The sequence below is a fragment of the Pseudomonas danubii genome (assembly GCF_042980055.1).
GTDB classification, from domain to species: Bacteria; Pseudomonadota; Gammaproteobacteria; order Pseudomonadales; family Pseudomonadaceae; genus Aquipseudomonas; species Aquipseudomonas danubii.
Window position 1 is genome coordinate 2,138,261 of the sequence record NZ_CP116502.1, and the last position, 23,341, is coordinate 2,161,601.

Annotated in this window: 21 protein-coding genes; 16 read left to right on the forward strand and 5 right to left on the reverse strand. The window is 58.5% G+C overall.

Annotated elements, in window-relative coordinates:
- Nucleotides 1-139: 139 nt before the first annotated feature.
- On the reverse strand, nucleotides 140-1,834 hold the full coding sequence (locus PFZ56_RS09910) for a lactate permease LctP family transporter (protein ID WP_170001175.1): 1,695 nt from the start codon (nucleotides 1,832-1,834) through the stop codon (nucleotides 140-142).
- Between the two features lie 261 nt (nucleotides 1,835-2,095).
- On the opposite strand from PFZ56_RS09910, the gene PFZ56_RS09915 reads away from it, so the two are divergent.
- Entirely contained in the window at nucleotides 2,096-2,863 is a 768-nt protein-coding gene (locus PFZ56_RS09915; protein WP_102861070.1) for a GntR family transcriptional regulator, read from the forward strand.
- Between the two features lie 81 nt (nucleotides 2,864-2,944).
- Here the strand turns inward: PFZ56_RS09915 and smpB are convergent, their stop codons facing one another.
- Nucleotides 2,945-3,427 carry an SsrA-binding protein SmpB gene (smpB, locus tag PFZ56_RS09920; protein ID WP_047283878.1) on the reverse strand — a complete coding sequence of 161 codons (483 nt, stop codon included), beginning with the start codon at nucleotides 3,425-3,427 and terminating at the stop codon, nucleotides 2,945-2,947.
- Between the two features lie 117 nt (nucleotides 3,428-3,544).
- Between smpB and PFZ56_RS09925 the strand changes: the two genes are divergently transcribed.
- From PFZ56_RS09925 to PFZ56_RS09935, 3 genes are read left to right on the forward strand one after another with little or no spacing between them, the layout of a single operon-like run.
- Nucleotides 3,545-4,948 carry a sodium-dependent transporter gene (locus PFZ56_RS09925; RefSeq protein ID WP_170001174.1) on the forward strand — a complete coding sequence of 468 codons (1,404 nt, stop codon included), beginning with the start codon at nucleotides 3,545-3,547 and terminating at the stop codon, nucleotides 4,946-4,948.
- Nucleotides 4,949-4,955: 7 nt separating this feature from the next.
- Nucleotides 4,956-5,390 carry a type II toxin-antitoxin system RatA family toxin gene (locus tag PFZ56_RS09930; protein WP_016967218.1) on the forward strand — a complete coding sequence of 145 codons (435 nt, stop codon included), beginning with the start codon at nucleotides 4,956-4,958 and terminating at the stop codon, nucleotides 5,388-5,390.
- On the forward strand, nucleotides 5,383-5,697 hold the full coding sequence (locus PFZ56_RS09935; RefSeq protein WP_170001173.1) for an RnfH family protein: 315 nt from the start codon (nucleotides 5,383-5,385) through the stop codon (nucleotides 5,695-5,697). Before PFZ56_RS09930 ends, PFZ56_RS09935 begins: the two co-directional genes overlap by 8 nt.
- Before the next feature lie 59 nt (nucleotides 5,698-5,756).
- Here PFZ56_RS09935 and PFZ56_RS09940 read toward each other — a convergent pair whose 3' ends face one another.
- Nucleotides 5,757-6,284 carry an outer membrane protein assembly factor BamE gene (locus PFZ56_RS09940; protein ID WP_102861073.1) on the reverse strand — a complete coding sequence of 176 codons (528 nt, stop codon included), beginning with the start codon at nucleotides 6,282-6,284 and terminating at the stop codon, nucleotides 5,757-5,759.
- Between the two features lie 98 nt (nucleotides 6,285-6,382).
- On the opposite strand from PFZ56_RS09940, the gene fur reads away from it, so the two are divergent.
- Complete coding sequence (gene fur / locus PFZ56_RS09945; RefSeq protein WP_011059185.1) at nucleotides 6,383-6,787, forward strand: ferric iron uptake transcriptional regulator; 405 nt, start codon at nucleotides 6,383-6,385, stop codon at nucleotides 6,785-6,787.
- Nucleotides 6,788-6,881: 94 nt separating this feature from the next.
- On the opposite strand, the gene recN is transcribed toward fur, so the two are convergent.
- Nucleotides 6,882-8,555, reverse strand: coding sequence for a DNA repair protein RecN (gene recN / locus PFZ56_RS09950; protein WP_123393779.1), 1,674 nt, complete (start codon nucleotides 8,553-8,555; stop codon nucleotides 6,882-6,884).
- 249 nt (nucleotides 8,556-8,804) lie between these two features.
- Between recN and grpE the strand changes: the two genes are divergently transcribed.
- The 8 genes from grpE to PFZ56_RS09990 all read left to right on the forward strand — a co-directional run bounded on the left by grpE (nucleotide 8,805) and on the right by PFZ56_RS09990 (nucleotide 19,304).
- A complete protein-coding gene (gene grpE, locus PFZ56_RS09955; RefSeq protein ID WP_170001172.1) occupies nucleotides 8,805-9,371 on the forward strand; it encodes a nucleotide exchange factor GrpE in 567 nt (188 codons plus the stop codon).
- A 102-nt stretch (nucleotides 9,372-9,473) separates the two neighbouring features.
- Complete coding sequence (gene dnaK, locus PFZ56_RS09960; RefSeq protein ID WP_102861076.1) at nucleotides 9,474-11,390, forward strand: molecular chaperone DnaK; 1,917 nt, start codon at nucleotides 9,474-9,476, stop codon at nucleotides 11,388-11,390.
- 321 nt (nucleotides 11,391-11,711) lie between these two features.
- On the forward strand, nucleotides 11,712-12,836 hold the full coding sequence (gene dnaJ / locus PFZ56_RS09965; RefSeq protein WP_102861077.1) for a molecular chaperone DnaJ: 1,125 nt from the start codon (nucleotides 11,712-11,714) through the stop codon (nucleotides 12,834-12,836).
- A gap of 10 nt (nucleotides 12,837-12,846) precedes the next feature.
- A complete protein-coding gene (dapB, locus tag PFZ56_RS09970) occupies nucleotides 12,847-13,653 on the forward strand; it encodes a 4-hydroxy-tetrahydrodipicolinate reductase (RefSeq protein ID WP_102878327.1) in 807 nt (268 codons plus the stop codon).
- A 256-nt stretch (nucleotides 13,654-13,909) separates the two neighbouring features.
- Nucleotides 13,910-15,046 (forward strand): glutamine-hydrolyzing carbamoyl-phosphate synthase small subunit, encoded by a 1,137-nt coding sequence (gene carA / locus PFZ56_RS09975; protein ID WP_110595985.1) that lies wholly within the window; start codon nucleotides 13,910-13,912, stop codon nucleotides 15,044-15,046.
- Nucleotides 15,047-15,176: 130 nt separating this feature from the next.
- Nucleotides 15,177-18,398 (forward strand): carbamoyl-phosphate synthase large subunit, encoded by a 3,222-nt coding sequence (gene carB, locus PFZ56_RS09980; protein ID WP_102878329.1) that lies wholly within the window; start codon nucleotides 15,177-15,179, stop codon nucleotides 18,396-18,398.
- A complete protein-coding gene (gene greA, locus PFZ56_RS09985) occupies nucleotides 18,395-18,871 on the forward strand; it encodes a transcription elongation factor GreA (protein ID WP_011059193.1) in 477 nt (158 codons plus the stop codon). The genes carB and greA overlap by 4 nt, the downstream gene beginning before the upstream one ends.
- A 28-nt stretch (nucleotides 18,872-18,899) precedes the next feature.
- Nucleotides 18,900-19,304 carry an MFS transporter gene (locus PFZ56_RS09990; protein ID WP_170001171.1) on the forward strand — a complete coding sequence of 135 codons (405 nt, stop codon included), beginning with the start codon at nucleotides 18,900-18,902 and terminating at the stop codon, nucleotides 19,302-19,304.
- Between the two features lie 12 nt (nucleotides 19,305-19,316).
- Here the strand turns inward: PFZ56_RS09990 and PFZ56_RS09995 are convergent, their stop codons facing one another.
- On the reverse strand, nucleotides 19,317-19,625 hold the full coding sequence (locus PFZ56_RS09995) for a YhbY family RNA-binding protein (RefSeq protein ID WP_102861082.1): 309 nt from the start codon (nucleotides 19,623-19,625) through the stop codon (nucleotides 19,317-19,319).
- A gap of 104 nt (nucleotides 19,626-19,729) precedes the next feature.
- Between PFZ56_RS09995 and rlmE the strand changes: the two genes are divergently transcribed.
- The 3 genes from rlmE (at nucleotide 19,730) to folP (ending at nucleotide 23,325) form a co-directional block, all read left to right on the forward strand.
- Nucleotides 19,730-20,359 carry a 23S rRNA (uridine(2552)-2'-O)-methyltransferase RlmE gene (rlmE, locus tag PFZ56_RS10000; RefSeq protein ID WP_047283886.1) on the forward strand — a complete coding sequence of 210 codons (630 nt, stop codon included), beginning with the start codon at nucleotides 19,730-19,732 and terminating at the stop codon, nucleotides 20,357-20,359.
- Nucleotides 20,360-20,560: 201 nt separating this feature from the next.
- Nucleotides 20,561-22,465, forward strand: coding sequence for an ATP-dependent zinc metalloprotease FtsH (ftsH, locus tag PFZ56_RS10005; RefSeq protein WP_102861083.1), 1,905 nt, complete (start codon nucleotides 20,561-20,563; stop codon nucleotides 22,463-22,465).
- A gap of 8 nt (nucleotides 22,466-22,473) precedes the next feature.
- On the forward strand, nucleotides 22,474-23,325 hold the full coding sequence (gene folP / locus PFZ56_RS10010) for a dihydropteroate synthase (protein WP_170001170.1): 852 nt from the start codon (nucleotides 22,474-22,476) through the stop codon (nucleotides 23,323-23,325).
- Nucleotides 23,326-23,341: the final 16 nt, after the last annotated feature.

Sequence of the window (23,341 nt, forward strand, 5' to 3'; positions counted from 1 at the left end):
GGCGTGTCTCCGGGTGGTCCCGGTTATTCGTCCGTCGCGGCGGCTGAAAGATAAACCAGCAAGCTTTCAGCAGCCTTGCAGACCGGGTGGTGAATGCGGACGCCGCGGGTAAGGGCGGCGTCGGTTCTTTCGGTGTTGCTTAGTGCACCAGCATGCCGGTGAACCAGTAGGCCTGGGCCAGGGTGATCAGGCCGACAATAGTGGCAAAGAACAGACTGTGCTTGAGGGTGAAGCGGAACAGATCCGACTCCTTGCCCACTAGGCCGGTGGCGGCGCAGGCCACGGCGATCGATTGCGGCGAGATCATCTTGCCGGTCACGCCGCCGCTGGTGTTGGCCGCGACCATGAGGGTGTCGTTGACCCCGATCTGGTGCGCGGTGGTGGCCTGCAGCGAGCTGAACAGGGCGTTGGACGAGGTATCGGAACCGGTGAGGAACACCCCGAGCCAGCCCAGGAACGGCGAGAAGAACGGGAACGCCGCGCCGGTGCCCGCCAGGACCAGGGCCATGGTCGAAGACATGCCCGAGTAGTTGGTGACGAAGGCGAACGCCAGCACCATGCCGATGGACAGGATCGGCCAGCGCAGCTCGTAGAAGGTCTCTTTTAAAGTGGTCAGACCAGTTTTAACATTGATCTTCAGCACCAGCATGGAGACCAGCGCGGAGAAGAAAATCGCCGTGCCGGTGGCGGAGATAGGGTCGAGCTTGAACACCGCCGGGATGGCGGTGGGTGTGGTCACGATCGGCGCCATCTTGATCACCAACTGATCCAGATGCGGGATGGCGAAGTTGAACACCCAGCCGTACATCGAGCCGCCGGCGGCGAACATCGCCTTGAAGGGCTTGAGGGTCCAGATGGTCACCAGCACGGTGAGGATCAGGAACGGCGACCAGGCCTTGAAAATCTGCCCCAGGCTGTAGGGCGAAGCGACGGTGTTGCGTGGCTGGCCGAAGCCGCCGGCGCTGGCGGTCACGGCCGCGCTGGAGGTGGCACCGGCGATCTGTGCGCCAGCGGTGCGCTTGGGCTGCCAGATTTTCAGGAACAGGGTCAGGGAGATCAGGCTGGCCAGGGCCGAAGTGATGTCCGGCAGTTCCGGGCCGATGAAGTTCGAGGTGAAGTACTGAGTGATGGCAAAGCTCAGACCGGCCACCAGCGCGGCGGGCCAGGTCTCTTTGACGCCGCGCATACCGTCCATCATGAACACCAGCCAGAACGGCACGAACAGCGACAGCAGCGGCAGTTGGCGGCCGGTCATGGCGCCGATCTTGAAGGCGTCGATGCCCGTCACCTGGCCGGCAACGATGATCGGAATCCCCAGGGCGCCGAAGGCCACGGGCGCGGTGTTGGCGATCAGGCACAGGCCGGCGGCGTACAGCGGGTTGAAGCCCAGGCCCACCAGCAGGGCGGCGGTGATCGCCACCGGTGCGCCGAAGCCGGCCGCACCTTCGAGGAAGGCGCCGAAGCAGAAGCCGATCAGCAGCACCTGCAGGCGCTGGTCGTCGGTGATCGACAGTACCGAGCTGCGGATGATTTCAAACTGGCCGCTTTTCACCGTCAGTTTGTAGAGGAACACGGCGGCGACGATGATCCAGGCGATGGGCCACAGACCGTAGGCAAATCCATAGCCAGCGGCAGCGAAGGCCATGTCGGCGGGCATCTTGAAGGCGAAGATCGCCACCAGGATCGACAAGGCCAGGGTGATACTCCCGGCGACGTGTCCTTTGAGACGGAACACGGCCAGAGCCAGGAAGAAGAACACGATCGGGATAACGGCGGCGAGGGCGGACAGGCCGAGGCTGCCAAGCGGGCTATAGAGCTGTTGCCAGGTTTGCATAATGGGGTGGCCCCTAATTGTTGTTGGTCAGGCACTGCTAGCGTCTTGGTTAATTGGTAAGACCAATTTACAATCGCTGTTGGCTAGGGTAAAAGCGTTGTGCGCGGTGTGTCAATTTGCCGCCCTAAAACTTTTGTCGAATGCGCTATGGCGCGGGCATCTGATCGGTGCAAAAGGCTTCCTTCTGCTAGGTGTTGGCGCGCCGTGAATAGGCCAGAATAGAGCCCCCCGGCGAAGGGTCGGGAGGGTGGAGAGTGAGTTATGGGGTTTGATCAGATACGCCAGCGCCGTTTGTCCGACGATATTGTCGAGCGTCTGGAAGGGATGATTCTTGAAGGCACCTTGAAGGCTGGCGAGCGGCTGCCGGCCGAGCGCGCCCTGGCCGAGCAATTCGGTGTCTCCCGGCCCTCACTGCGCGAGGCGATCCAGAAGCTGACGGCCAAGGGCTTGCTGATCAGCCGTCAGGGCGGCGGCAACTATGTGGTGGAATCCCTGGGCTCGACCTTCAGCGATCCTTTGCTGCACCTGTTGGAAAACAACACGGATGCCCAGCGCGATCTGCTGGAGTTCCGCCATACCCTGGAGGCGTCTTGCGCTTATTACGCGGCGTTGCGCGCGACGGCGGTGGATCGTGAGCGGCTGACTCAAGCCTTCGAGGAGCTGCAGGATTGTTATTCTCGCTCCGACGATGTCAGTCGTATCGAGGAGGGGGCGGCGGATGCCAAGTTCCACCTGGCGATTGCCGAGGCCAGCCATAACGCGGTGTTGCTGCACACCATTCGCGGCCTGTTCGACCTGCTCAAGCGCAACGTGGTGACCAACATCGGCGGCATGTACAAGCAGCGCACGGAAACTCGCGACATGCTGATCAGTCAGCACCGCGATCTGTACTTGGCGATTATTGAAGGGCGTGCGGAGGAGGCTCGGGAAGTTTCCAGTCGGCACATTCTTTATGTGCAAGAGGTGCTTGAGGAAGTGCGTCAGGAAGTGCAGCGAGTAGCCCGGGCCGAACGGCGCAAGGGCATGTAATGCAAATCGCCGGCAAGCTGGCTCCTACCTGGGTGTTGTAGGAGCCGGCTTGCCGGCGAAAGCGACCTCAAGGCAGGAAGATCAGTCTTCCTTGCCCTTGGTCCGCACCGCACGCTGCAGCTCGCGATCGGAATCGCGCTCGCGTTCGGTATGACGCTTGTCGTATTCCTTCTTGCCCTTGCCCAGTGCAATTTCACACTTGACCAGGTGCTTGCTCCAGTAGAGCGAAAGGCACACACAGGCGTAACCCTTTTGCTGCACGGCGGCGAACAGCTTTTCCAGCTCGCGCTGGTTGAGCAGCAGCTTGCGCGAGCGCGTCGGGTCGGCAATGACGTGGGTACTTGCGGTGGTCAGCGGGGTGAAATGGCTGCCGAACAGCCAGGCCTCGCCATCCTTGAGCAGCACGTAACTGTCCACCAGTTGCGCCTTGCCCGCCCGCAGACTCTTTACTTCCCAGCCGGCCAGGACCAGTCCAGCCTCGAACCGATGTTCGATGAAGTAATCGTGACGCGCCTTTTTGTTTTGCGCGATGGTCCCTGTTGGGTGTTTCTTCTGTTTAGCCATAGGGGCGGCATTATAGGGAGTTGCGCGCGCGTCGGCTACGGTGACGCACCGTGCTTGAGCAGGTTGATTGAATCCCGGACAATGCGGCCTCTTTTTTTTCGGTTGAGCGCGTTAACGATGTCGACAGACAGGGTCTCTGTCCACGGCGGCTGGGCAAGCCGCTGGGTCTTTATACTCGCTGCAACTGGTTCGGCCGTGGGCCTGGGGAGTATCTGGAAATTCCCCTACATGGTCGGCGTCTATGGTGGTGGTGCCTTTGTTTTGGTGTTTCTGGCGTGTATCGCGCTGATTGGGTTGCCGGTGATGCTGGCGGAAACTCTGATCGGTCGTCGGGCACGGCAGAGCCCGGCCAATGCCCTGAAGGTGCTGGCTCTGGAGGCCGGGCATTCGGCCAGGTGGTCTTGGGGCGCTTTCGCCGGAATGATCACGGCGCTGCTGATTCTCTCCTTCTATAGCGTGGTGGGTGGTTGGTCCCTGGACTACATCATCGACATGGGGCGCGGCGACTTTCAGGGTGTCACGGCGGATCAGGTCAGTGCGTACTTCTTTGCAGTGACGGCCGACCCGTGGCGACTGACGCTTTGGCACACGCTGTTCATGCTGCTGTCGGCATTGGTGATTGCCAAGGGAGTGGTCGCTGGGCTTGAACGCAGTTTGCGGATCATGATGCCGCTGCTGTTCGTGATGCTGTTGGTACTGCTGGGCTACAGCATGACCACTGGGCATTTCATGCAGGGCCTGCATTTCATGTTCGACTTCAACCTGGACCGCTTGTTGGACGGGCTGCTGCCGGCCATGGGGCATGCGTTCTTTTCCCTCAGCGTGGGGGTTGGTTCGATCATGATCTACGGTGCCTACATGCCCAAGCATTCGTCCCTGGCTGGCACCGTGGTCGGTGTGGCGCTGCTGGATACCTTCGTTTCGCTGGTGGCGGGGATGGCCCTGTTCCCCATCGTATTCGCTGCCGGGCTGAATCCCAGCGAGGGGCCGGGCCTGATGTTCATCAGTCTGCCGTTTGCCTTCGGCAATGTGGCGTTCGGCCAGCTTATGGGCGTAGTGTTCTTTATCCTGGTGGCGATTGCTGCCTGGAGTTCGGCGATTTCCTTGTTGGAACCGATGGTGGCTTATCTCGTCGAGAGGACTAAAATCCGCCGCGGCTGGGTGACATTCTGGCTGGCGTTCAGTTGCTGGTTCGTGGGATTGGGAACGGTGTTCTCTTTCAACATCTGGCAGCAGGCCAAATTCTTCGTGAACGAAGGCGGTGTTTTTCATCTCTATCGATGGGGCGCGGCCGGCGGTCTGGATTTCTTTGGCGTGATCGACTTTTTCACCTCGCGGATCATGTTGCCTCTTGGCGGTTTGTGCTTCGTGGTGTTTGCAGGTTGGGTGATGGGCCGTGAGGCTGTTCGTGATGAGTTGTCGTTGCGTAGTCCGTTGTTGTTCACCCTGGCCTTGTTTTTGATGCGCTATGTGGCGCCCGTCGGCATTCTTGTGGTGTTTGCCGCCCAGTTGTGGAAATGAAGCTCACATGACGACCCATATTCAACGTTCGGCCCTTTTGCCCTATCCGGCGCAGTTTCTGTATGACCTGGTCAATGATGTGGCCCGTTACCCGGAGTTTCTGCCTTGGTGCTCTTCGGCCGAGGTGCTGGAAAACAGCGAGGAACGGATGCGTGCCAGCCTGGCGGTGGCCAAGGGCGGCATGAGCCAGCGTTTCGTGACCTGCAATACCCTGGTGCCGGGACAGTCGATCGAGATGAACCTGGAAGAGGGGCCGTTCAACCAACTGCATGGGTTATGGGTGTTCAAACCGTTGGGGGAGAAGGCCTGCAAGATCAGCCTCGATCTGTCGTTCGACTACGCCGGGCCGTTGGTGCGTGCCACTCTGGGGCCTCTGTTTAATCAGGCGGCCAATACTCTGGTGGACGCATTCTGTCAGCGGGCCAAGCAACTGCATGGTTGAGCCTCTGATTGTCATAGAGGTGGTTCACGCTGCCGTCGACCGCCAGGTGCTGCTGAGTGTGCAAGTGCCCCAGGGTTCGACCCTGCTTGCAGCGTTGGAGGCTTCTTCTATAAAGGAGCATTTTGCGGGGCTGGATCTGGCGGCGTGTCCGCTGGGAATCTTCGGAAAGCAGGTATCCGATCCTGGGCAATATGTAGTTCAGGCCGGAGATCGAATTGAAATCTATCGTCCGCTGTTGGCCGATCCGAAAGAGGTGCGGCGTCTGCGTGCCGCCAAGGCGGCCGAGTCTCGTAAGCGTGAACAGTGATCGTTAGTGACAGCCAATAAAAAGCCCGGGCATGCCCGGGCTTTTTTATTCGCCACAAATTATTGCGGAGAAGTGTCCAGTGGTTCAGGTGTAGGCACTGGTACGGTTTCGACGCCATCCACATCCTTCTGGATCTGGTCCAGCAGCGAACCCGGTTTGACCGGTTTCTCGGCTTTTGGCTTCTCGGCGTTCTCGGCAGGGGCGGTAACGGTGTTGCCGCTCTCCTTGCCCAACAGGGCTTCGTCGCGGCTTACGCCTGGCATGAAGTCGCCGGCCAAGCTAACCAGTTGGTCGTTGCCGTTGAAGATCAGGCTGACGCGTTCCTGTTGGCGTTCACCGCCACCAGGTTGCAGGCTGTAGAGATAATCCCAGCGATCGGCATGGAACGTGTCGGTCAACAGAGGGTTGCCCATGATAAACCTTACTTGCCGTCGGGTCATTCCCGGGCGCAACTGGTCTATCATGTCCTGCGTCACGACATTGCCCTGCTGGATGTCGATTTTGTAAACCCCGGGGAATGAACAACCGGCGAGTGCGAGCAGTCCCACGAAGGTGAAACTGGTTAGCAAGAGCTTGGTGTTTTGCATCGGTGGGCGACTTCCACTATCTTGGCTGGGACAACGTAAACCCCGATCATACCCGCATTAAGAGAAGCTGCGAAGCAGCATCGGCGAGAAAGCTGACCATGGTTGAAAATAGCGAACTACGTAAAGCCGGCCTTAAAGTGACTCTGCCACGGGTCAAAATTCTACAAATGCTCGACTCCACCGAGCAGCGGCACATGAGCGCTGAAGATGTCTACAAGGCGCTGATGGAAGCTGGTGAGGATGTGGGTCTGGCCACGGTTTACCGTGTACTGACTCAATTCGAAGCAGCCGGACTGGTGGTGCGCCATAATTTTGATGGCGGTCACGCTGTATTCGAGCTGGCGGATGGCGGTCACCACGACCATATGGTCAACGTGGAGTCTGGCGAAGTGATCGAGTTCTTCGACGAAGAAATCGAAAAGCTTCAGAAGGCGATTGTCGAAAAGCACGGTTTCGAGTTGGTGGATCACAATCTTGTGCTGTATGTGCGCAAGAAGAAGTAAGCCCCTCACGCGACTTTCATAGTCGTGAAACGATCGAAGGCGACCTAAGGGTCGCCTTCGTGCTTTCTGTCTATATAAAAGAAGCGCTGAGGCTTCAGGCTTTGGCGGTGACCACCATCTTTTTGGCGTGGGCCAGGGACTCTTTGGTCAGGTCGATGCCGCCGAGCATTCGCGCAACTTCCTCGACCCTTTCGCTCTTGCCCAGCTTGGATACTGCTGTATGTGTCGCATCGCTGCCTCGTACCTTGTGCACGAACAGGTGCTGGTGCCCTTGGGCGGCGACCTGAGGCAAGTGAGTCACAGTCAGCACCTGGCCGCGTTCGCCGAGACGGCGCAGCAACTGGCCGACGATCTCCGCTGTCGGTCCGCCAATCCCCACGTCGACTTCATCGAACACCAGAGTGGGAACCCGCGAGGTCTGCGCGGTAATGACCTGGATCGCCAGGCTGATACGGGACAGCTCGCCGCCGGAGGCAACTTTTGCCAGGGCCTTGAGCGGCTGACCGGGGTTGGCGCTGACCAACAGTTCAACCTGCTCCAGGCCATTAGGTAGCAGCTCATCGCTGGTGTTGGCGCGAAGCTCGATGGTGAAACGCCCTCCAGGCATACCCAGGCGCTGAATTTCCATCTCTACTGCACTGGCCAGGCCGGTCGCAGCTTGCTGGCGCAGTTGGCTGAGCTCCAAGGCTTTTTCATGGTAATGCCTGGCGAAGGACTGCAGCTCTTCGCCGAGCTGCTCGATGGACTCATCGTTTGCGTCAAGGGTCTCGATCTCATCTAGCAGGGTTTGCTGCATGGCTGCGAGTTCGAAGGGCTGGATGCGGTGCTTGCGTGCCAAGGTATAGATGGCGTCGAGGCGTTCTTCGAGTTGTTGCAAGCGTGCCGGGTCTGCGTCGAAGTGATCGAGGAAGCGGTTTAGTTCGCCCACGGCCTCTTCAACCTGGATTTGTGCGCTGGCCAGCAGATTGGTGGCCTCACCCAGCGAGCCCGATGAATTGCCAATACTGGACAGACGGTTGAGGCTGACGGTCAGCGCGTTGAGGACATTGCCGGAATCACTTTCGCTGCATTGCTCCACCACCTGTCGGCAAATACCCAGCAGGGTTTCAGCGTTGGTCAGGTTCTTGTGTTCCTGCTCCAGTTCCTCGAGTTCGTTCTCCCCCAGGCCGAGGTTCTCCAGCTCCTCGAGCTGATAGCTGAGCAGTTGGTGACGAGCTCGTTGTTCATCGCCGGAGTTGGACAGGCGTTCCAGTTCCTGGCGTGTCTGGCGCCAGCGCTGGGCGGCCAGCTGCACCTGGCGGGCGAGATCGGTGGCGCCGGCGTATTCATCCAGCAGGCGCCGATGGGTATCGGTCTTGAGCAGTGACTGGTGCTCGTGCTGGCTGTGGATGTCGATCAGCAGTTCGCCTAGGGCCTTGAGGTCTCCGAGCGGGCAGGGCGTACCGTTGATATAGCCGCGGGAGCGTCCTTCGGCGGTGATCACCCGGCGTAGTATGCACGGCCCGTCGTTATCCAGATCGCGCTCGGCCAGCCAACTGTGGGCCTCGGGAATGTCCGACAGGTCGAAGGTGGCAAGGATGTCGGCCTTGTCGGCGCCGGGTCGTACCACGCCACTGTCGGCGCGATCGCCCAGGGTCAGGCCGAGCGCGTCGAGCATGATCGACTTGCCGGCGCCGGTTTCGCCGGTAATGACGCTCATTCCGCGATCCAGTTCCAGATCCAGGTGTTCGACGATGGCGTAATTGTGTACGGACAGGTGCACCAGCATTAAGGCCGCTCCCAAACTAGATGTCTGGTTATTTATACAGTGTTTTGTTTCGGGCTGACAATGCTTTCCCTTAGCTCGATTTGCTTGGTCATTCTGGCTTTTTAGTGCCTCGGGAGTGCCCGCGTACAGGATTTATCCGGTCGGAACAACTTTTGCTGTGGCTGCGGGCTTGAACCCTGAAAATGCGACCCCATATAGCTGTGCAGAAGAGTGAGCCTGGCTCACAGACGATATTGAAAGGAGAATTTCATGGCTGACGAACAGACGCTGGATACGCAAAATCTAGACGCCAATCAGGCCCCCGAGGCTTCGGGTGAAGACCTGGTGGCTCGTGTACAAGTGCTCGAAGAGCAACTGGCTGGTGCGCAGGATCAGGCTTTGCGTGTTGCGGCCGATCTGCAAAACGTCCGCCGCCGCGCCGAGCAGGATGTGGAAAAGGCTCACAAATTTGCTCTCGAGAAGTTCGCCGGTGACCTGTTGCCGGTGATCGATAGCCTGGAGCGTGGCCTGGAACTGTCCAATCCGGACGACGAAAGCATTCGCCCAATGCGTGAAGGTATCGAACTGACCTTGAAGATGTTCCACGACACCCTCAAGCGTTATCAGTTGGAAGCCATCGATCCTCACGGCGAACCGTTCAACGCTGAACAGCATCAGGCCATGGCCATGCAGGAAAGCGCGGATGTAGAACCCAATAGTGTTCTCAAAGTGTTCCAGAAGGGGTACCAGCTCAATGGTCGCCTGCTGCGCCCGGCCATGGTCGTGGTCAGCAAGGCGCCTGCACCGGTTTCGCCTTCGATTGACGAAAAGGCTTGAAAACGGCTGTAGAGCCCCCATCTAACAGTCAAGCGTTTAAGTGCTACCGCAGTTCGCCACCACAACTGCGGCATCCAAATCCAAAGTTTCGGGAGAGTTAACATGGGCAAAATTATCGGTATTGACTTGGGGACCACCAACTCGTGCGTCTCCATTCTTGAAAACGGCAACGTAAAAGTTATCGAAAACGCTGAAGGCGCGCGTACCACGCCGTCGATCATCGCTTATGCCAACGATGGCGAGATTCTGGTAGGTCAGTCGGCCAAGCGTCAGGCTGTTACCAACCCGCACAACACCCTGTACGCAGTTAAGCGTCTGATCGGTCGTCGTTTCGACGAAGAAGTTGTGCAGAAAGACATTCAGATGGTCCCTTACAAGATCGTCAAGGCTGACAACAACGACGCCTGGGTTGAAGTGAACGGCCAGAAAATGGCTCCGCCACAGATTTCGGCTGAAATCCTTAAAAAGATGAAGAAGACCGCCGAAGACTACCTCGGCGAAGCAGTGACCGAAGCGGTCATTACTGTTCCGGCCTACTTCAACGACAGCCAGCGTCAGGCCACCAAGGACGCCGGTCGTATCGCTGGTCTGGACGTCAAGCGGATCATCAACGAACCAACCGCAGCCGCTCTGGCTTATGGCATGGACAAGGCCAAGGGCGATCACACCGTGATCGTTTATGACCTGGGTGGCGGTACGTTTGACGTTTCCGTGATCGAGATCGCTGAAGTCGACGGTGAGCATCAGTTCGAAGTGCTGGCCACCAACGGTGACACCTTCCTGGGTGGTGAGGACTTCGACATCCGTCTGATCGACTACCTGGTTGATGAGTTCAAGAAAGAAAGCGGCATGAACCTCAAGGGTGACCCGCTGGCCATGCAGCGTCTGAAAGAAGCTGCCGAAAAAGCCAAGATCGAGCTGTCCTCGAGCCAGCAGACCGACGTCAACCTGCCGTACATCACAGCAGATGCCACTGGTCCTAAGCACCTGAACGTGAAGATCTCCCGCGCCAAGCTGGAATCTCTGGTTGAAGACCTGGTTCAACGCACCATCGAGCCATGCCGCATCGCTCTGAAGGACGCCGGTATCGACGTTGGCGCGATCAACGACGTGATCCTGGTCGGCGGCCAGACTCGTATGCCGCTGGTACAGAAAGCCGTAACCGACTTCTTCGGTAAAGAAGCTCGTAAGGACGTCAACCCGGACGAAGCGGTTGCCATGGGTGCTGCGATCCAGGGTGCGGTTCTGGCCGGTGACGTGAAAGACGTACTGCTGCTGGACGTTAGCCCGCTGACCCTGGGTATCGAAACCATGGGTGGCGTGATGACTGCGCTGATCGAGAAAAACACCACGATTCCTACCAAGAAATCCCAGGTGTTCTCGACTGCCGATGACAACCAGGGCGCCGTGACCATTCACGTACTGCAGGGCGAGCGTAAGCAAGCCGCGCAGAACAAGTCCCTGGGCAAGTTCGACCTGACCGACATTCCACCTGCTCCACGTGGCGTGCCGCAGATCGAAGTGACCTTCGACATCGACGCCAACGGCATCCTGCACGTAGGTGCGAAGGACAAGGCTACCGGTAAGACTCAGTCGATCGTGATCAAGGCCAACTCCGGCCTGTCGGATGAAGAAATCCAGCAGATGATCCGTGACGCTGAAGCCAACTCGGAAGAGGATCGCAAGTTCGAAGAGCTGGCCACTGCCCGTAACCAGGGTGACGCGCTGGTGCACTCGACTCGCAAGATGGTGGCTGATGCCGGCGACAAAGTGACTGCGGAAGAGAAGACCGCGATTGAAGCTGCCGTGGTTGCTCTGGAAGCCGCTGTCAAAGGCGACGACAAGGCTGCCATCGACGCCAAGGTCGAAGAGCTGTCGAAAGTCTCGGCCCCGGTTGCCCAGAAGATGTACGCCGAACAGGCTCAGCCTGCTGAGGGTGCAGCACCGCACGCTGAGTCTGCTGAAAAAGCCGACGACGTCGTCGATGCCGAGTTCGAAGAAGTAAAAGACCACAAGTAATGGCTTGTTGGTCGGCCGGTTGACTGCCTTTGGGCGGTGACTGGTAGGATGTCGCCGCGCGGGAGCTTGCTCCCGCGTTGGCGTGTCTGGAGTCAGCGAATTTTGATGGTGTGCAACTTCCGTTTGTGCACTGGCGGTCGGGTCGGAGAAGCTCCTGCTTTCCGGCTGCGATGACCGCAATGATCGACCTGCAACCGGGTCGTCTATCCAAGACCAGGATCGTTGAATTGACGTGAGTTGGGTCCGGGCCTGTATTGGGGCTCAGCGAGTTTGGCAGAGCTCAGGAGGGTTTGCCGGGCGTCCTTAAGAGTGCAAAGACTTATGGCAAAGCGTGACTATTACGAAGTATTGGGTGTGGAGCGTGGCTCCAGCGAAGCGGAGCTGAAAAAGGCTTACCGTCGCCTGGCGATGAAGCATCACCCGGATCGTAATCCCGGCGACAAAGCGTCGGAAGACATGTTTAAGGAGGCCAACGAGGCCTACGAAGTGCTGTCCGACTCCAGTAAGCGCGCAGCTTATGACCAGTATGGTCATGCCGGTGTCGATCCGAGCATGGGTGGTGGTGGCGCCGGTTTTGGCGGTCAGAACTTCTCCGATATCTTCGGTGATGTGTTCAGTGATTTCTTCGGTGGCGGTCGCGGCGGTTCTCGTGGTGGTGCGCAGCGCGGTAGCGATCTGCGTTACACCCTAGAGCTGAATCTGGAAGAGGCGGTGCGGGGCACCACGGTTAACATCCGTGTGCCAACACTGGTCAATTGCAAGCCGTGTGATGGTTCGGGTGCCAAGAAGGGCTCGTCGCCTGTCACTTGCCCGACTTGCGGTGGTATTGGTCAGGTGCGCATGCAGCAGGGCTTCTTCTCGGTGCAGCAGACCTGCCCGCGTTGCCATGGTCAGGGCAAGATCATTTCCGATCCGTGCGATTCGTGCCACGGCGAAGGCCGCGTCGAAGAGTACAAGACGCTGTCGGTAAAAGTGCCGGCAGGTGTCGATACTGGTGACCGTATCCGTCTGTCCGGTGAGGGTGAGGCGGGAACCCAGGGTGGTCCGACTGGTGACTTGTATGTGGTGATCAATGTGCGCGAGCACTCGATCTTCCAGCGTGACGGCAAGCACCTGTTCTGCGAAGTGCCTATCAGCTTTGTTGATGCGGCCTTGGGCGGCGAGCTGGAGATTCCGACTCTGGATGGTCGGGTCAAGCTGAAGATTCCTGAGGGGACTCAGACCGGCAAGCAGTTCCGGATTCGTGGCAAGGGCGTTGCTCCGGTGCGTGGCGGCGGTGCTGGCGATCTGATGTGTCGGGTTGCGGTGGAAACGCCAGTGAACCTGAGTCGTCGTCAGCGCGAGCTGCTGGAAGAGTTGCGCGGTTCGCTGGATGGCGACAATTCGCACTCGCCGAAAACCACGGGTTGGTTCGAGGGCGTCAAGCGCTTCTTCGGCGATCTGTAAGGAGTAATGCATGCGACGTATAGCAGTGATGGGCGCCGCGGGGCGCATGGGCAAGACTTTGGTCGAGGCTGTGCAGCTGCGCTCGCCGCTCTCTGGGTTGACGGCGGCGATCGTTCGTCCTGGCAGTTCGCTGGTGGGTGCGGATGCGGGTGAGCTGGCGTCCCTGGGGCGTCTTGGCGTGTCGATGTCCGATAGCCTGGAGAAGGTTGTCGATGAGTTTGATGTGCTGATCGATTTCACCTTGCCGGAAGTGATGCTCAAGAACCTGGCCTTCTGCCGTAAGGCGGGCAAGGCCATGGTGATTGGTACTACAGGTTTGGGTGCCAAGGAAAAGCAATTGCTGGCCGAGGCGGGCAAGGATATTCCCATCGTTTTCGCTGCCAACTTCAGTGTCGGGGTGAACCTTTCGCTGAAGCTGCTGGATATGGCGGCTCGGGTGCTGGGTGATGATGCGGACATCGAAATCATCGAGGCTCATCACCGTCACAAGATCGATGCGCCTTCGGGTACTGCCCTGCGCATGGGTGAGGTGATTGCCAATGCCTTGGGGCGCGACCTGCAACAGGTTGCGGTCTATGGTCGCGAGGGGCATACCGGTGCGCGTGAGCGCGAAACTATCGGTTTCGCCACTGTGCGTGGTGGTGATGTGGTGGGGGATCACACTGTGCTGTTTGCCACTGAGGGCGAGCGCCTGGAAATCACCCACAAGGCCTCCAGTCGCATGACCTTCGCCAAGGGGGCGGTACGTGCTGCCCTGTGGCTGGATGGTCGCGAGGCCGGTCTTTACGACATGCAGGATGTGCTGGATTTGCGTTGAGATGCATCTGAAGTGGGGTTGAGGCTGTCCTTCAGCCCCGCTTCGCACCGCTAGGCGATGTTCTGTCGCATTCCTCTGCCTTTAAGGCTCATTAGCGGTGGACCGAAAAAGCCTTTTTCTGTAAGCTACAGCTTTAGTGTGTCCACTAAAAGCGCGCAGATAATTCGACGAAGAAGCGGGGTGACGTGTCTATACGTCATTCCGCTTTTTTGCAACCTGCGATCGCCCTTTCAGGCTCTATTTACGGGAGGTCTTCTTGACTAAGCCAGCCATACTCGCCCTTGCTGATGGCAGCATTTTTCGCGGCGAAGCCATTGGAGCCGACGGTCAAACCGTTGGTGAGGTGGTGTTCAACACCGCAATGACCGGCTATCAGGAAATCCTTACCGATCCTTCCTACGCCCAACAGATCGTTACCCTGACCTATCCCCACATCGGCAACACCGGCACCACGCCGGAAGACGCCGAGTCCGACCGCGTCTGGTCGGCTGGCCTGGTTATCCGTGACTTGCCGCTGGTGGCCAGCAACTGGCGTAACACCCTGTCCCTGTCCGATTACCTGAAAGCCAACAACGTCGTGGCGATCGCCGGTATCGACACCCGTCGCCTGACCCGCATCCTGCGTGAAAAAGGTGCTCAGAACGGCTGCATCATGGCCGGCGACAACATCTCCGAAGAAGCGGCGATTGCAGCAGCGCGCGGCTTCCCGGGCCTGAAAGGCATGGACCTGGCGAAAGTCGTCAGCACCAAGCAAAGCTACGAATGGCGTTCGACTGTCTGGGATCTGAAGACCGACAGCCACGCCACCATCGAAGCCGCCGATCTGCCGTACCACGTGGTTGCCTATGACTTCGGGGTCAAGCTGAACATCCTGCGCATGCTGGTGGAGCGCGGCTGCCGCGTGACCGTTGTGCCTGCTCAGACCCCGGCGAGCGACGTCCTGGCCCTCAAGCCGGATGGCGTGTTCCTGTCCAACGGTCCTGGCGACCCCGAGCCTTGCGACTACGCGATCAAGGCCATCAAGGAAATCCTCGAGACCGAGATTCCGGTGTTCGGCATCTGCCTGGGTCACCAATTGCTGGCCCTGGCTTCCGGCGCCAAGACCCTGAAAATGGGCCACGGCCACCACGGTGCCAACCACCCGGTCCAGGACCTGGACACCGGCGTGGTCATGATCACCAGCCAGAACCACGGTTTTGCGGTGGATGAAGCCACGTTGCCGGGTAACGTCCGGGCGATCCACAAGTCGCTGTTCGACGGCACCCTGCAGGGTATCGAGCGTACCGACAAGAGCGCGTTCAGCTTCCAGGGCCACCCTGAAGCCAGCCCGGGCCCGAACGATGTGGCGCCGCTGTTCGACCGCTTCATCAACGAGATGGCCAAGCGACGCTAAGCGCTCGCCTTGAAAGTGTAGCGAGCAGCGCTTGAGGGTGGCCCCGGCGAGTCCGGCGGAATCCCCTCAGGCGCCTCAGAGAATGTTCAAGACGGCTTGCCGACTGACCTGCGGATTTGAGTGACAACCCATGCCAAAACGTACAGACATTAAAAGCATCCTGATTCTTGGCGCTGGCCCGATCGTGATCGGCCAGGCCTGCGAATTCGACTACTCCGGCGCCCAGGCCTGCAAGGCCCTGCGCGAAGAGGGTTACCGGGTCATCCTGGTGAACTCCAACCCGGCCACCATCATGACCGACCCGGCCATGGCCGACGCCACCTACATCGAGCCGATCAAGTGGCAGACCGTTGCCAAGATCATCGAGAAAGAGCGTCCGGATGCGCTGCTGCCAACCATGGGCGGCCAGACTGCTCTGAACTGTGCTCTGGACCTGGAGCGCGAAGGCGTTCTGGAGAAGTTCGGCGTAGAGATGATCGGTGCCAATGCCGACACCATCGACAAGGCTGAAGACCGTTCGCGCTTCGACGCCGCCATGAAGTCCATCGGCCTGGCGTGCCCACGTTCCGGTATCGCTCACAGCATGGAAGAGGCCAATGCAGTCCTCGACAAGCTGGGCTTCCCTTGCATCATCCGTCCGTCCTTCACCATGGGCGGCACCGGTGGCGGTATTGCTTACAACCGTGAAGAGTTCGAAGAGATCTGCGCCCGCGGTCTGGACCTGTCGCCGACCAAGGAACTGTTGATCGACGAATCGCTGATCGGCTGGAAAGAGTACGAGATGGAGGTGGTCCGCGATAAGAAGGACAACTGCATCATCGTCTGCTCCATCGAAAACTTCGACCCGATGGGTGTGCACACCGGTGACTCGATCACCGTGGCTCCGGCACAGACCCTGACCGACAAGGAATACCAGATCCTGCGTAACGCCTCCCTGGCGGTACTGCGTGAGATCGGCGTGGAAACCGGCGGTTCCAACGTGCAGTTCGGCATCTGCCCGAACACTGGCCGCATGGTCGTGATCGAGATGAACCCGCGGGTGTCCCGTTCCTCGGCGCTGGCCTCGAAAGCCACGGGTTTCCCGATCGCCAAGGTCGCGGCCAAGCTGGCGGTGGGTTACACCCTGGACGAGCTATCCAACGACATCACCGGCGGCAAGACTCCAGCCTCCTTCGAGCCGTCCATCGACTACGTCGTGACCAAGCTGCCACGCTTTGCCTTCGAGAAGTTCTCCAAGGCTGACGCACGCCTGACCACCCAGATGAAGTCGGTGGGTGAAGTCATGGCCATTGGTCGGACCTTCCAGGAATCCCTGCAGAAAGCCCTGCGTGGCCTGGAAGTTGGCGTTTGCGGGCTGGATCCGAAGCTCGACCTGAGCAATCCGGAAAGCATGAATGTGCTCAAGCGCGAGCTGACCGTGCCAGGCGCCGAGCGTATCTGGTACGTGGCTGACGCCTTCCGTGCCGGCATGACCGTCGAGCAGATCTTCGGCATGAACATGATCGATCCTTGGTTCCTGGTGCAGATCGAAGATCTGATCAAGGAAGAAGAGAAGGTCAAGACCTTGGGGCTGTCGGCTATCGGCCGCGACCTGATGTTCCGCTTGAAGCGCAAAGGCTTCTCCGACCAGCGTCTGGCCAAGCTGCTGGGTGTGACCGAGAAGAACCTGCGCACTCACCGCCATAAGCTGGAAGTGTTCCCGGTCTACAAGCGCGTCGACACCTGCGCCGCCGAGTTCGCTACTGACACCGCTTACCTGTACTCGACTTATGAAGAAGAGTGCGAAGCCGCGCCATCGACCCGCGACAAGATCATGATCCTGGGCGGCGGTCCAAACCGTATTGGCCAGGGTATCGAGTTCGACTACTGCTGCGTGCACGCTGCACTGGCACTGCGCGACGATGGTTACGAAACCATCATGGTCAACTGCAACCCGGAAACCGTTTCCACCGACTACGACACCTCCGATCGCCTGTACTTCGAACCGGTAACCCTGGAAGACGTGCTGGAAATCGTCCGCGTTGAGAAGCCAAAAGGCGTGATCGTTCAGTACGGCGGCCAGACGCCTCTGAAACTGGCTCGCGCCCTGGAAGCGGCCGGCGTGCCAATCATCGGCACCAGCCCAGACGCTATCGACCGTGCAGAAGACCGTGAGCGCTTCCAGCAAATGGTTGAGCGCCTGAACCTGCGTCAGCCGCCAAACGCCACCGTGCGCAGCGAAGACGAAGCGATTCGTGCCGCGACCAAGATCGGTTATCCGCTGGTGGTGCGTCCGTCCTATGTTCTGGGCGGCCGTGCGATGGAAATCGTCTACGAGGAAGAAGAGCTCAAGCGCTACCTGCGTGAAGCGGTGCAAGTTTCCAACGACAGCCCGGTGCTGCTGGACCACTTCCTCAACTGCGCCATCGAGATGGACGTGGATGCGGTCTGCGACGGTACCGACGTGGTGATCGGCGCGATCATGCAGCATATCGAGCAGGCCGGTGTTCACTCCGGTGACTCCGCGTGCTCTCTGCCGCCGTACTCGCTGCCGGCGCACATCCAGGATGAGATGCGTGAGCAGGTCAAGAAAATGGCCCTGGAGTTGGGTGTGGTTGGCTTGATGAACGTACAGTTGGCCCTGCAGGGCAATGAGATCTACGTCATTGAAGTGAATCCGCGTGCTTCCCGCACCGTGCCTTTCGTGTCCAAGTGCATCGGCGTCTCCCTGGCGATGATCGCGGCTCGTGTGATGGCTGGTAAGACCCTGAAAGAGCTGGGCTTTACCAAGGAAATCATCCCGAACTTCTACAGCGTCAAGGAAGCGGTGTTCCCGTTCGCCAAGTTCCCGGGTGTTGACCCGATCCTCGGCCCAGAGATGAAGTCCACCGGTGAAGTCATGGGTGTGGGCGATACTTTCGGTGAGGCTTTCGCCAAGGCCCAGATGGGCGCCAGCGAAGTGCTGCCGACTGGCGGTACTGCATTTATCAGTGTTCGTGACGATGACAAACCTCTGGTTGCAGGCGTGGCCCGTGATCTGATCAACTTGGGCTTCGAAGTGGTCGCTACTGCGGGCACCGCCAAGCTGATCGAAGCGGCCGGCCTGAAAGTGCGTCGTGTGAACAAGGTGACTGAAGGTCGTCCTCATGTGGTCGATATGATCAAGAACGACGAAGTCACCCTGATCATCAACACCACTGAAGGTCGTCAGTCGATTGCTGACTCTTACTCCATTCGTCGTAACGCCTTGCAGCACAAGATCTACTGCACCACCACCATTGCTGCTGGCGAAGCTATCTGCGAAGCGTTGAAGTTCGGTCCAGAAAAAACCGTGCGTCGCTTGCAGGATCTACACGCAGGATTGAAGGCATGAATAAATACCCAATGACCGTCCAGGGCGCTCGCGCCCTGGAAGAAGAGCATGCTCACTTGACCAAGGTCGTTCGTCCTAAGCTCAGCCAGGACATCGGTACGGCCCGCGAGTTGGGTGACTTGAAGGAAAACGCTGAATACCATGCTGCGCGTGAACAGCAAGGCATGGTCGAGGCTCGGATCCGTGATATCGAAGGCCGTCTGCAGAACTCGGTGGTCATCGATGTCACGACCATTCCTCATACCGGCAAGGTGATCTTTGGCACCACGGTCGAGATCGCCAACGTCGAGACTGACGAAAGCGTGACCTACCAGATCGTTGGTGAGGACGAGGCTGATATCAAGCTCGGTAAAATCTCCGTCGGCTCGCCGATTGCTCGTGCCTTGATTGCCAAGGAAGAGGGTGATGTGGTGGCGGTCAAAACGCCTGGCGGTGTAATCGAGTATGAGATTGTCGAAGTCCGTCACATCTGAAAGAAGGCGCCCGCTGCATGCGGGCGCCATGCTTTGGCAGCTGACCCAGATGCTGTGGGTCGGCGGCTTATGGCTGTTGCATCTCGGTTTGTTTCCCGTCCTGGGCCAGATTGGCCTTGCTCCCTTGCTGATCGAAGAGATTTCTACCCTGCTCAGTGCTTTGTTGGTGGGCTTTTCGGGGGCGTGCCTGGTTCTACAGGCGCTGGTGCTGATTCAGTCCGAAGGATTGAGAAGTCTTTGGCGGGATATTCGGGGGCAACTGCTGTTGATGGCAATGTATGCGTGCGGCATGTATTTCGCCGTGCGTATTCTGTTGCCGGAAGCTCAACGCTGGCAGTTGTTCAGCTATCTGGTTCTGGGATTTTCCGGCTTGATACTGGTATTGCAGCCGGTGCCAGGATGGGGTGGAAGGGTGCGCCAGGCACACCCTTGACCCGAGTCGACGTCAGTTGAAACGATGGACGTTCGACAATTGCTTGTTTACCTTGGCGTTCTTGCGGTAGATCAGCGCCATCTTGCCGATGACCTGCACCAGATCCGCTTTGCCGGCCTTGCACAGTTCGGCAATGGCTTCCAGGCGCGATTCGCGCTCGAGGATGTTGAGCTTGATCTTGATCAGCTCGTGATCGCTCAAGGCGCGTTCAAGTTCGGCTAGCACACCTTCGGTCAAACCGTTGTCAGCCACAGTCAATACTGGTTTCAGATGGTGGCCAATGGATTTGTACTGTTTCTTCTGCTCTTGAGTGAGCGGCATAATCTGACCCCTGCGTCTGATCTTGTAAAAAGCGGCGGCCAGTTTACCCGAGCGAGTCCGGGACCGCCCAGTTAATCACGACCCGTTTTATTTTGAGGTGGCCCGTGGCCCGTTCCAAAACTAGCCATAACTGGCTGAAAGAGCACTTCAACGACCCATTCGTCAAAATGGCGCAAAAAGATGGGTACCGTTCCCGTGCCAGCTACAAACTGCTGGAGATCCAGGAAAAGGACCGCCTTATCCGTCCTGGCATGAGTGTTATCGACCTGGGGGCTGCCCCGGGGGGCTGGTCGCAGGTGACCAGTCGTCTGATTGGTGGTCAGGGGCGATTGATCGCCTCGGATATCCTGGAAATGGACAGCATCCCCGATGTGACCTTCATTCAAGGGGACTTCACCGAGGATGCGGTGCTGGCGCAGATTCTCGAAGCTGTCGGAAATTCAGAGGTTGACCTTGTGATTTCCGATATGGCCCCCAATATGAGTGGGTTAGCAGCCGTGGACATGCCTCGGGCGATGTTCCTGTGCGAATTGGCGCTGGATCTTGCGGGTAGGGTACTACGGCCAGGTGGTGATTTTCTGATCAAGATTTTCCAAGGTGAAGGTTTTGATGAGTACCACAAGAGCGTTCGGCAGATGTTCGAGAAAGTGCAGATGCGCAAACCGACATCTTCCCGTGACCGTTCTCGGGAGCAATATCTGCTGGGGCGGGGCTTTCGTGGTCGCAGCGAGTAAGTAAGGTTTTTGACTGGGGTGATAGGATTTTCGTATTTCGCCCCGTCAGATTAAACGCATATTGTGTAGTCTAAGTTTCACATAGGGTTACAGACAGCGCCTGCCAGAGCTGTAGGTAATGTAGTAAGTTAGGCCGGTGAATATCATGCGAAGCGCGCGCCAGTAGCGGCGCTTGCTTCAGAGGGTAGTTAATTGAACGACATGGCAAAGAATCTGATCCTTTGGTTGATCATCGCTGCCGTCCTTGTGACGGTGATGAACAACTTCTCCAGCCCTAACGAGCCGCAAACCCTCAACTACTCTGACTTCATCCAGCAAGTTAAGGATGGCAAGGTCGAGCGCGTAGCTGTTGATGGCTACGTTATTACCGGCAAGCGCAGCGATGGCGATACCTTCAAAACCATCCGTCCTGCCATTCAGGACAATGGTCTGATCGGCGATTTGGTGGACAACCATGTCGTGGTCGAGGGCAAGCAGCCCGAGCAACAAAGTATCTGGACCCAACTGCTGGTAGCCAGTTTCCCGATCCTGGTGATCATTGCCGTCTTCATGTTCTTCATGCGGCAAATGCAGGGTGGCGCAGGTGGCAAGGGCGGGCCGATGAGCTTTGGCAAGAGCAAGGCGCGTCTGCTCTCTGAAGATCAGGTGAAAACCACTCTGGCTGACGTTGCTGGTTGTGACGAGGCCAAAGAGGAAGTTGGCGAGCTGGTTGAATTCCTGCGTGATCCAGGCAAGTTCCAGCGCCTGGGCGGCCGTATTCCTCGCGGCGTGCTGATGGTGGGGCCACCGGGCACTGGTAAGACCTTGCTGGCCAAGGCCATTGCGGGCGAAGCCAAGGTGCCGTTCTTCACTATCTCCGGTTCCGATTTTGTCGAGATGTTCGTTGGTGTTGGTGCCAGCCGTGTTCGCGACATGTTCGAACAGGCCAAGAAACATGCTCCATGCATCATTTTCATCGATGAGATCGACGCGGTCGGTCGTCACCGTGGTGCCGGCATGGGCGGCGGTCATGATGAGCGTGAGCAGACCCTCAACCAATTGCTGGTTGAGATGGACGGCTTTGAAATGAACGACGGCATCATTGTTATCGCCGCCACCAACCGTCCTGACGTGCTTGACCCAGCGCTGCTGCGGCCCGGTCGTTTCGACCGCCAGGTGGTGGTTGGTCTGCCGGATATTCGCGGCCGTGAGCAGATTCTCAAGGTCCACATGCGCAAAGTGCCGATGGGCGAAGATGTTGCTCCGGCGGTGATTGCGCGTGGTACGCCGGGCTTCTCCGGTGCCGACTTGGCAAACCTGGTGAACGAGGCCTCGCTGTTCGCGGCTCGTACCGGTAAGCGCATTGTCGAAATGAAGGAATTTGAACTGGCCAAGGACAAGATCATGATGGGCGCAGAGCGCAAATCCATGGTCATGTCCGAGAAAGAGAAGCAGAACACCGCTTATCATGAAGCTGGCCACGCCATTGTTGGTCGAGTTGTGCCTGAGCATGACCCAGTCTACAAAGTCTCGATCATTCCTCGCGGCCGGGCATTGGGCGTCACCATGTTCTTGCCGGAAGAGGATCGCTATAGCCTGTCCAAGCGAGCCCTGATCAGCCAGATCTGCTCGCTCTATGGCGGTCGTATTGCAGAAGAGATGACCCTGGGTTTTGACGGTGTGACCACCGGTGCATCCAACGACATCATGCGCGCCAGCCAGATTGCTCGGAACATGGTCACCAAGTGGGGGCTCTCCGAAAAACTCGGCCCGCTGATGTATGCGGAAGAAGAGGGCGAAGTGTTCCTGGGTCGCAGTGCAGGCAGTCAGCATGCCAGTTTGTCCGCTGAAACAGCGAAACTGATCGACTCCGAAGTGCGCAGCATCATTGATCAGTGCTATGGCACCGCCAAGCAGATCCTCACTGATAACCGCGACAAACTGGACGCCATGGCAGATGCCTTGATGAAGTACGAAACCATCGATGCTGATCAGATTGACGACATCATGGCTGGGCGTACTCCGCGTGAACCTCGTGATTGGGAGGGCGGTTCGGGTACTACTCCTCCAGTAGTGCAAAACGAACGTCCGGAAACACCCATCGGCGGCCCTGCTGCCGACCACTAAGGTTTTAAATGACTTCTGTTCCTTCCTCCACCCGGTTGCCTTGCGGCAACCGGGTTCTTGATTTGGCCCGTGCGCATGTCATGGGCATTCTCAATGTCACCCCCGATTCCTTCTCCGATGGCGGTCGCTTCAGTCAACTGGATGTCGCCTTGCGGCATGCCGAGGCCATGGTTCTTGCTGGTGCTACGCTGATCGATATCGGTGGCGAGTCGACGCGGCCGGGTGCTCGTGCGGTATCGCCCCTGGAAGAGTTGGAGCGTGTGGCTCCGGTCGTGGAGCGAATTAATCGCGAGCTGGATGTGGTTATTTCCGTTGATACCTCGACGCCGGCCGTCATGCGTGAAACTGCTCGCCTGGGAGCGGGGTTGATCAATGATGTGCGCGCACTGCGCCGTGATGGTGCCCTGGATGCGGCGGCCGCTACTGGTTTGCCTGTATGCCTGATGCATATGCTCGGTGAGCCTGGCGATATGCAAGACAACCCGCATTACCAGGATGTCACTCGGGAAGTGAGTGAGTTTTTGGTTGAGCGGATGGCGGCGTGTGCGTCGGTGGGGATCGAGGCTGGGCGGATTGTTCTTGACCCGGGCTTTGGTTTTGCCAAGACCCTGCAGCACAACTTGAGTCTGTTCAAGCATATGGAGGTCTTGCATGCCCTTGGGCGTCCCCTGCTGGTCGGGGTGTCGCGCAAAAGCATGATTGGCCAGTCCCTGAATCGGCCTGTAGCCGAGCGATTGCACGGTAGCCTGGCACTGGCGGCACTGGCGGTGACCAAGGGTGCGAAGATTATCCGCGTCCATGATGTCGCCGAAACGGTGGATGTGGTGCGAATGATTGCGGCAGTGGAATCCGCTGAATAAGAACGATGGAGTACTT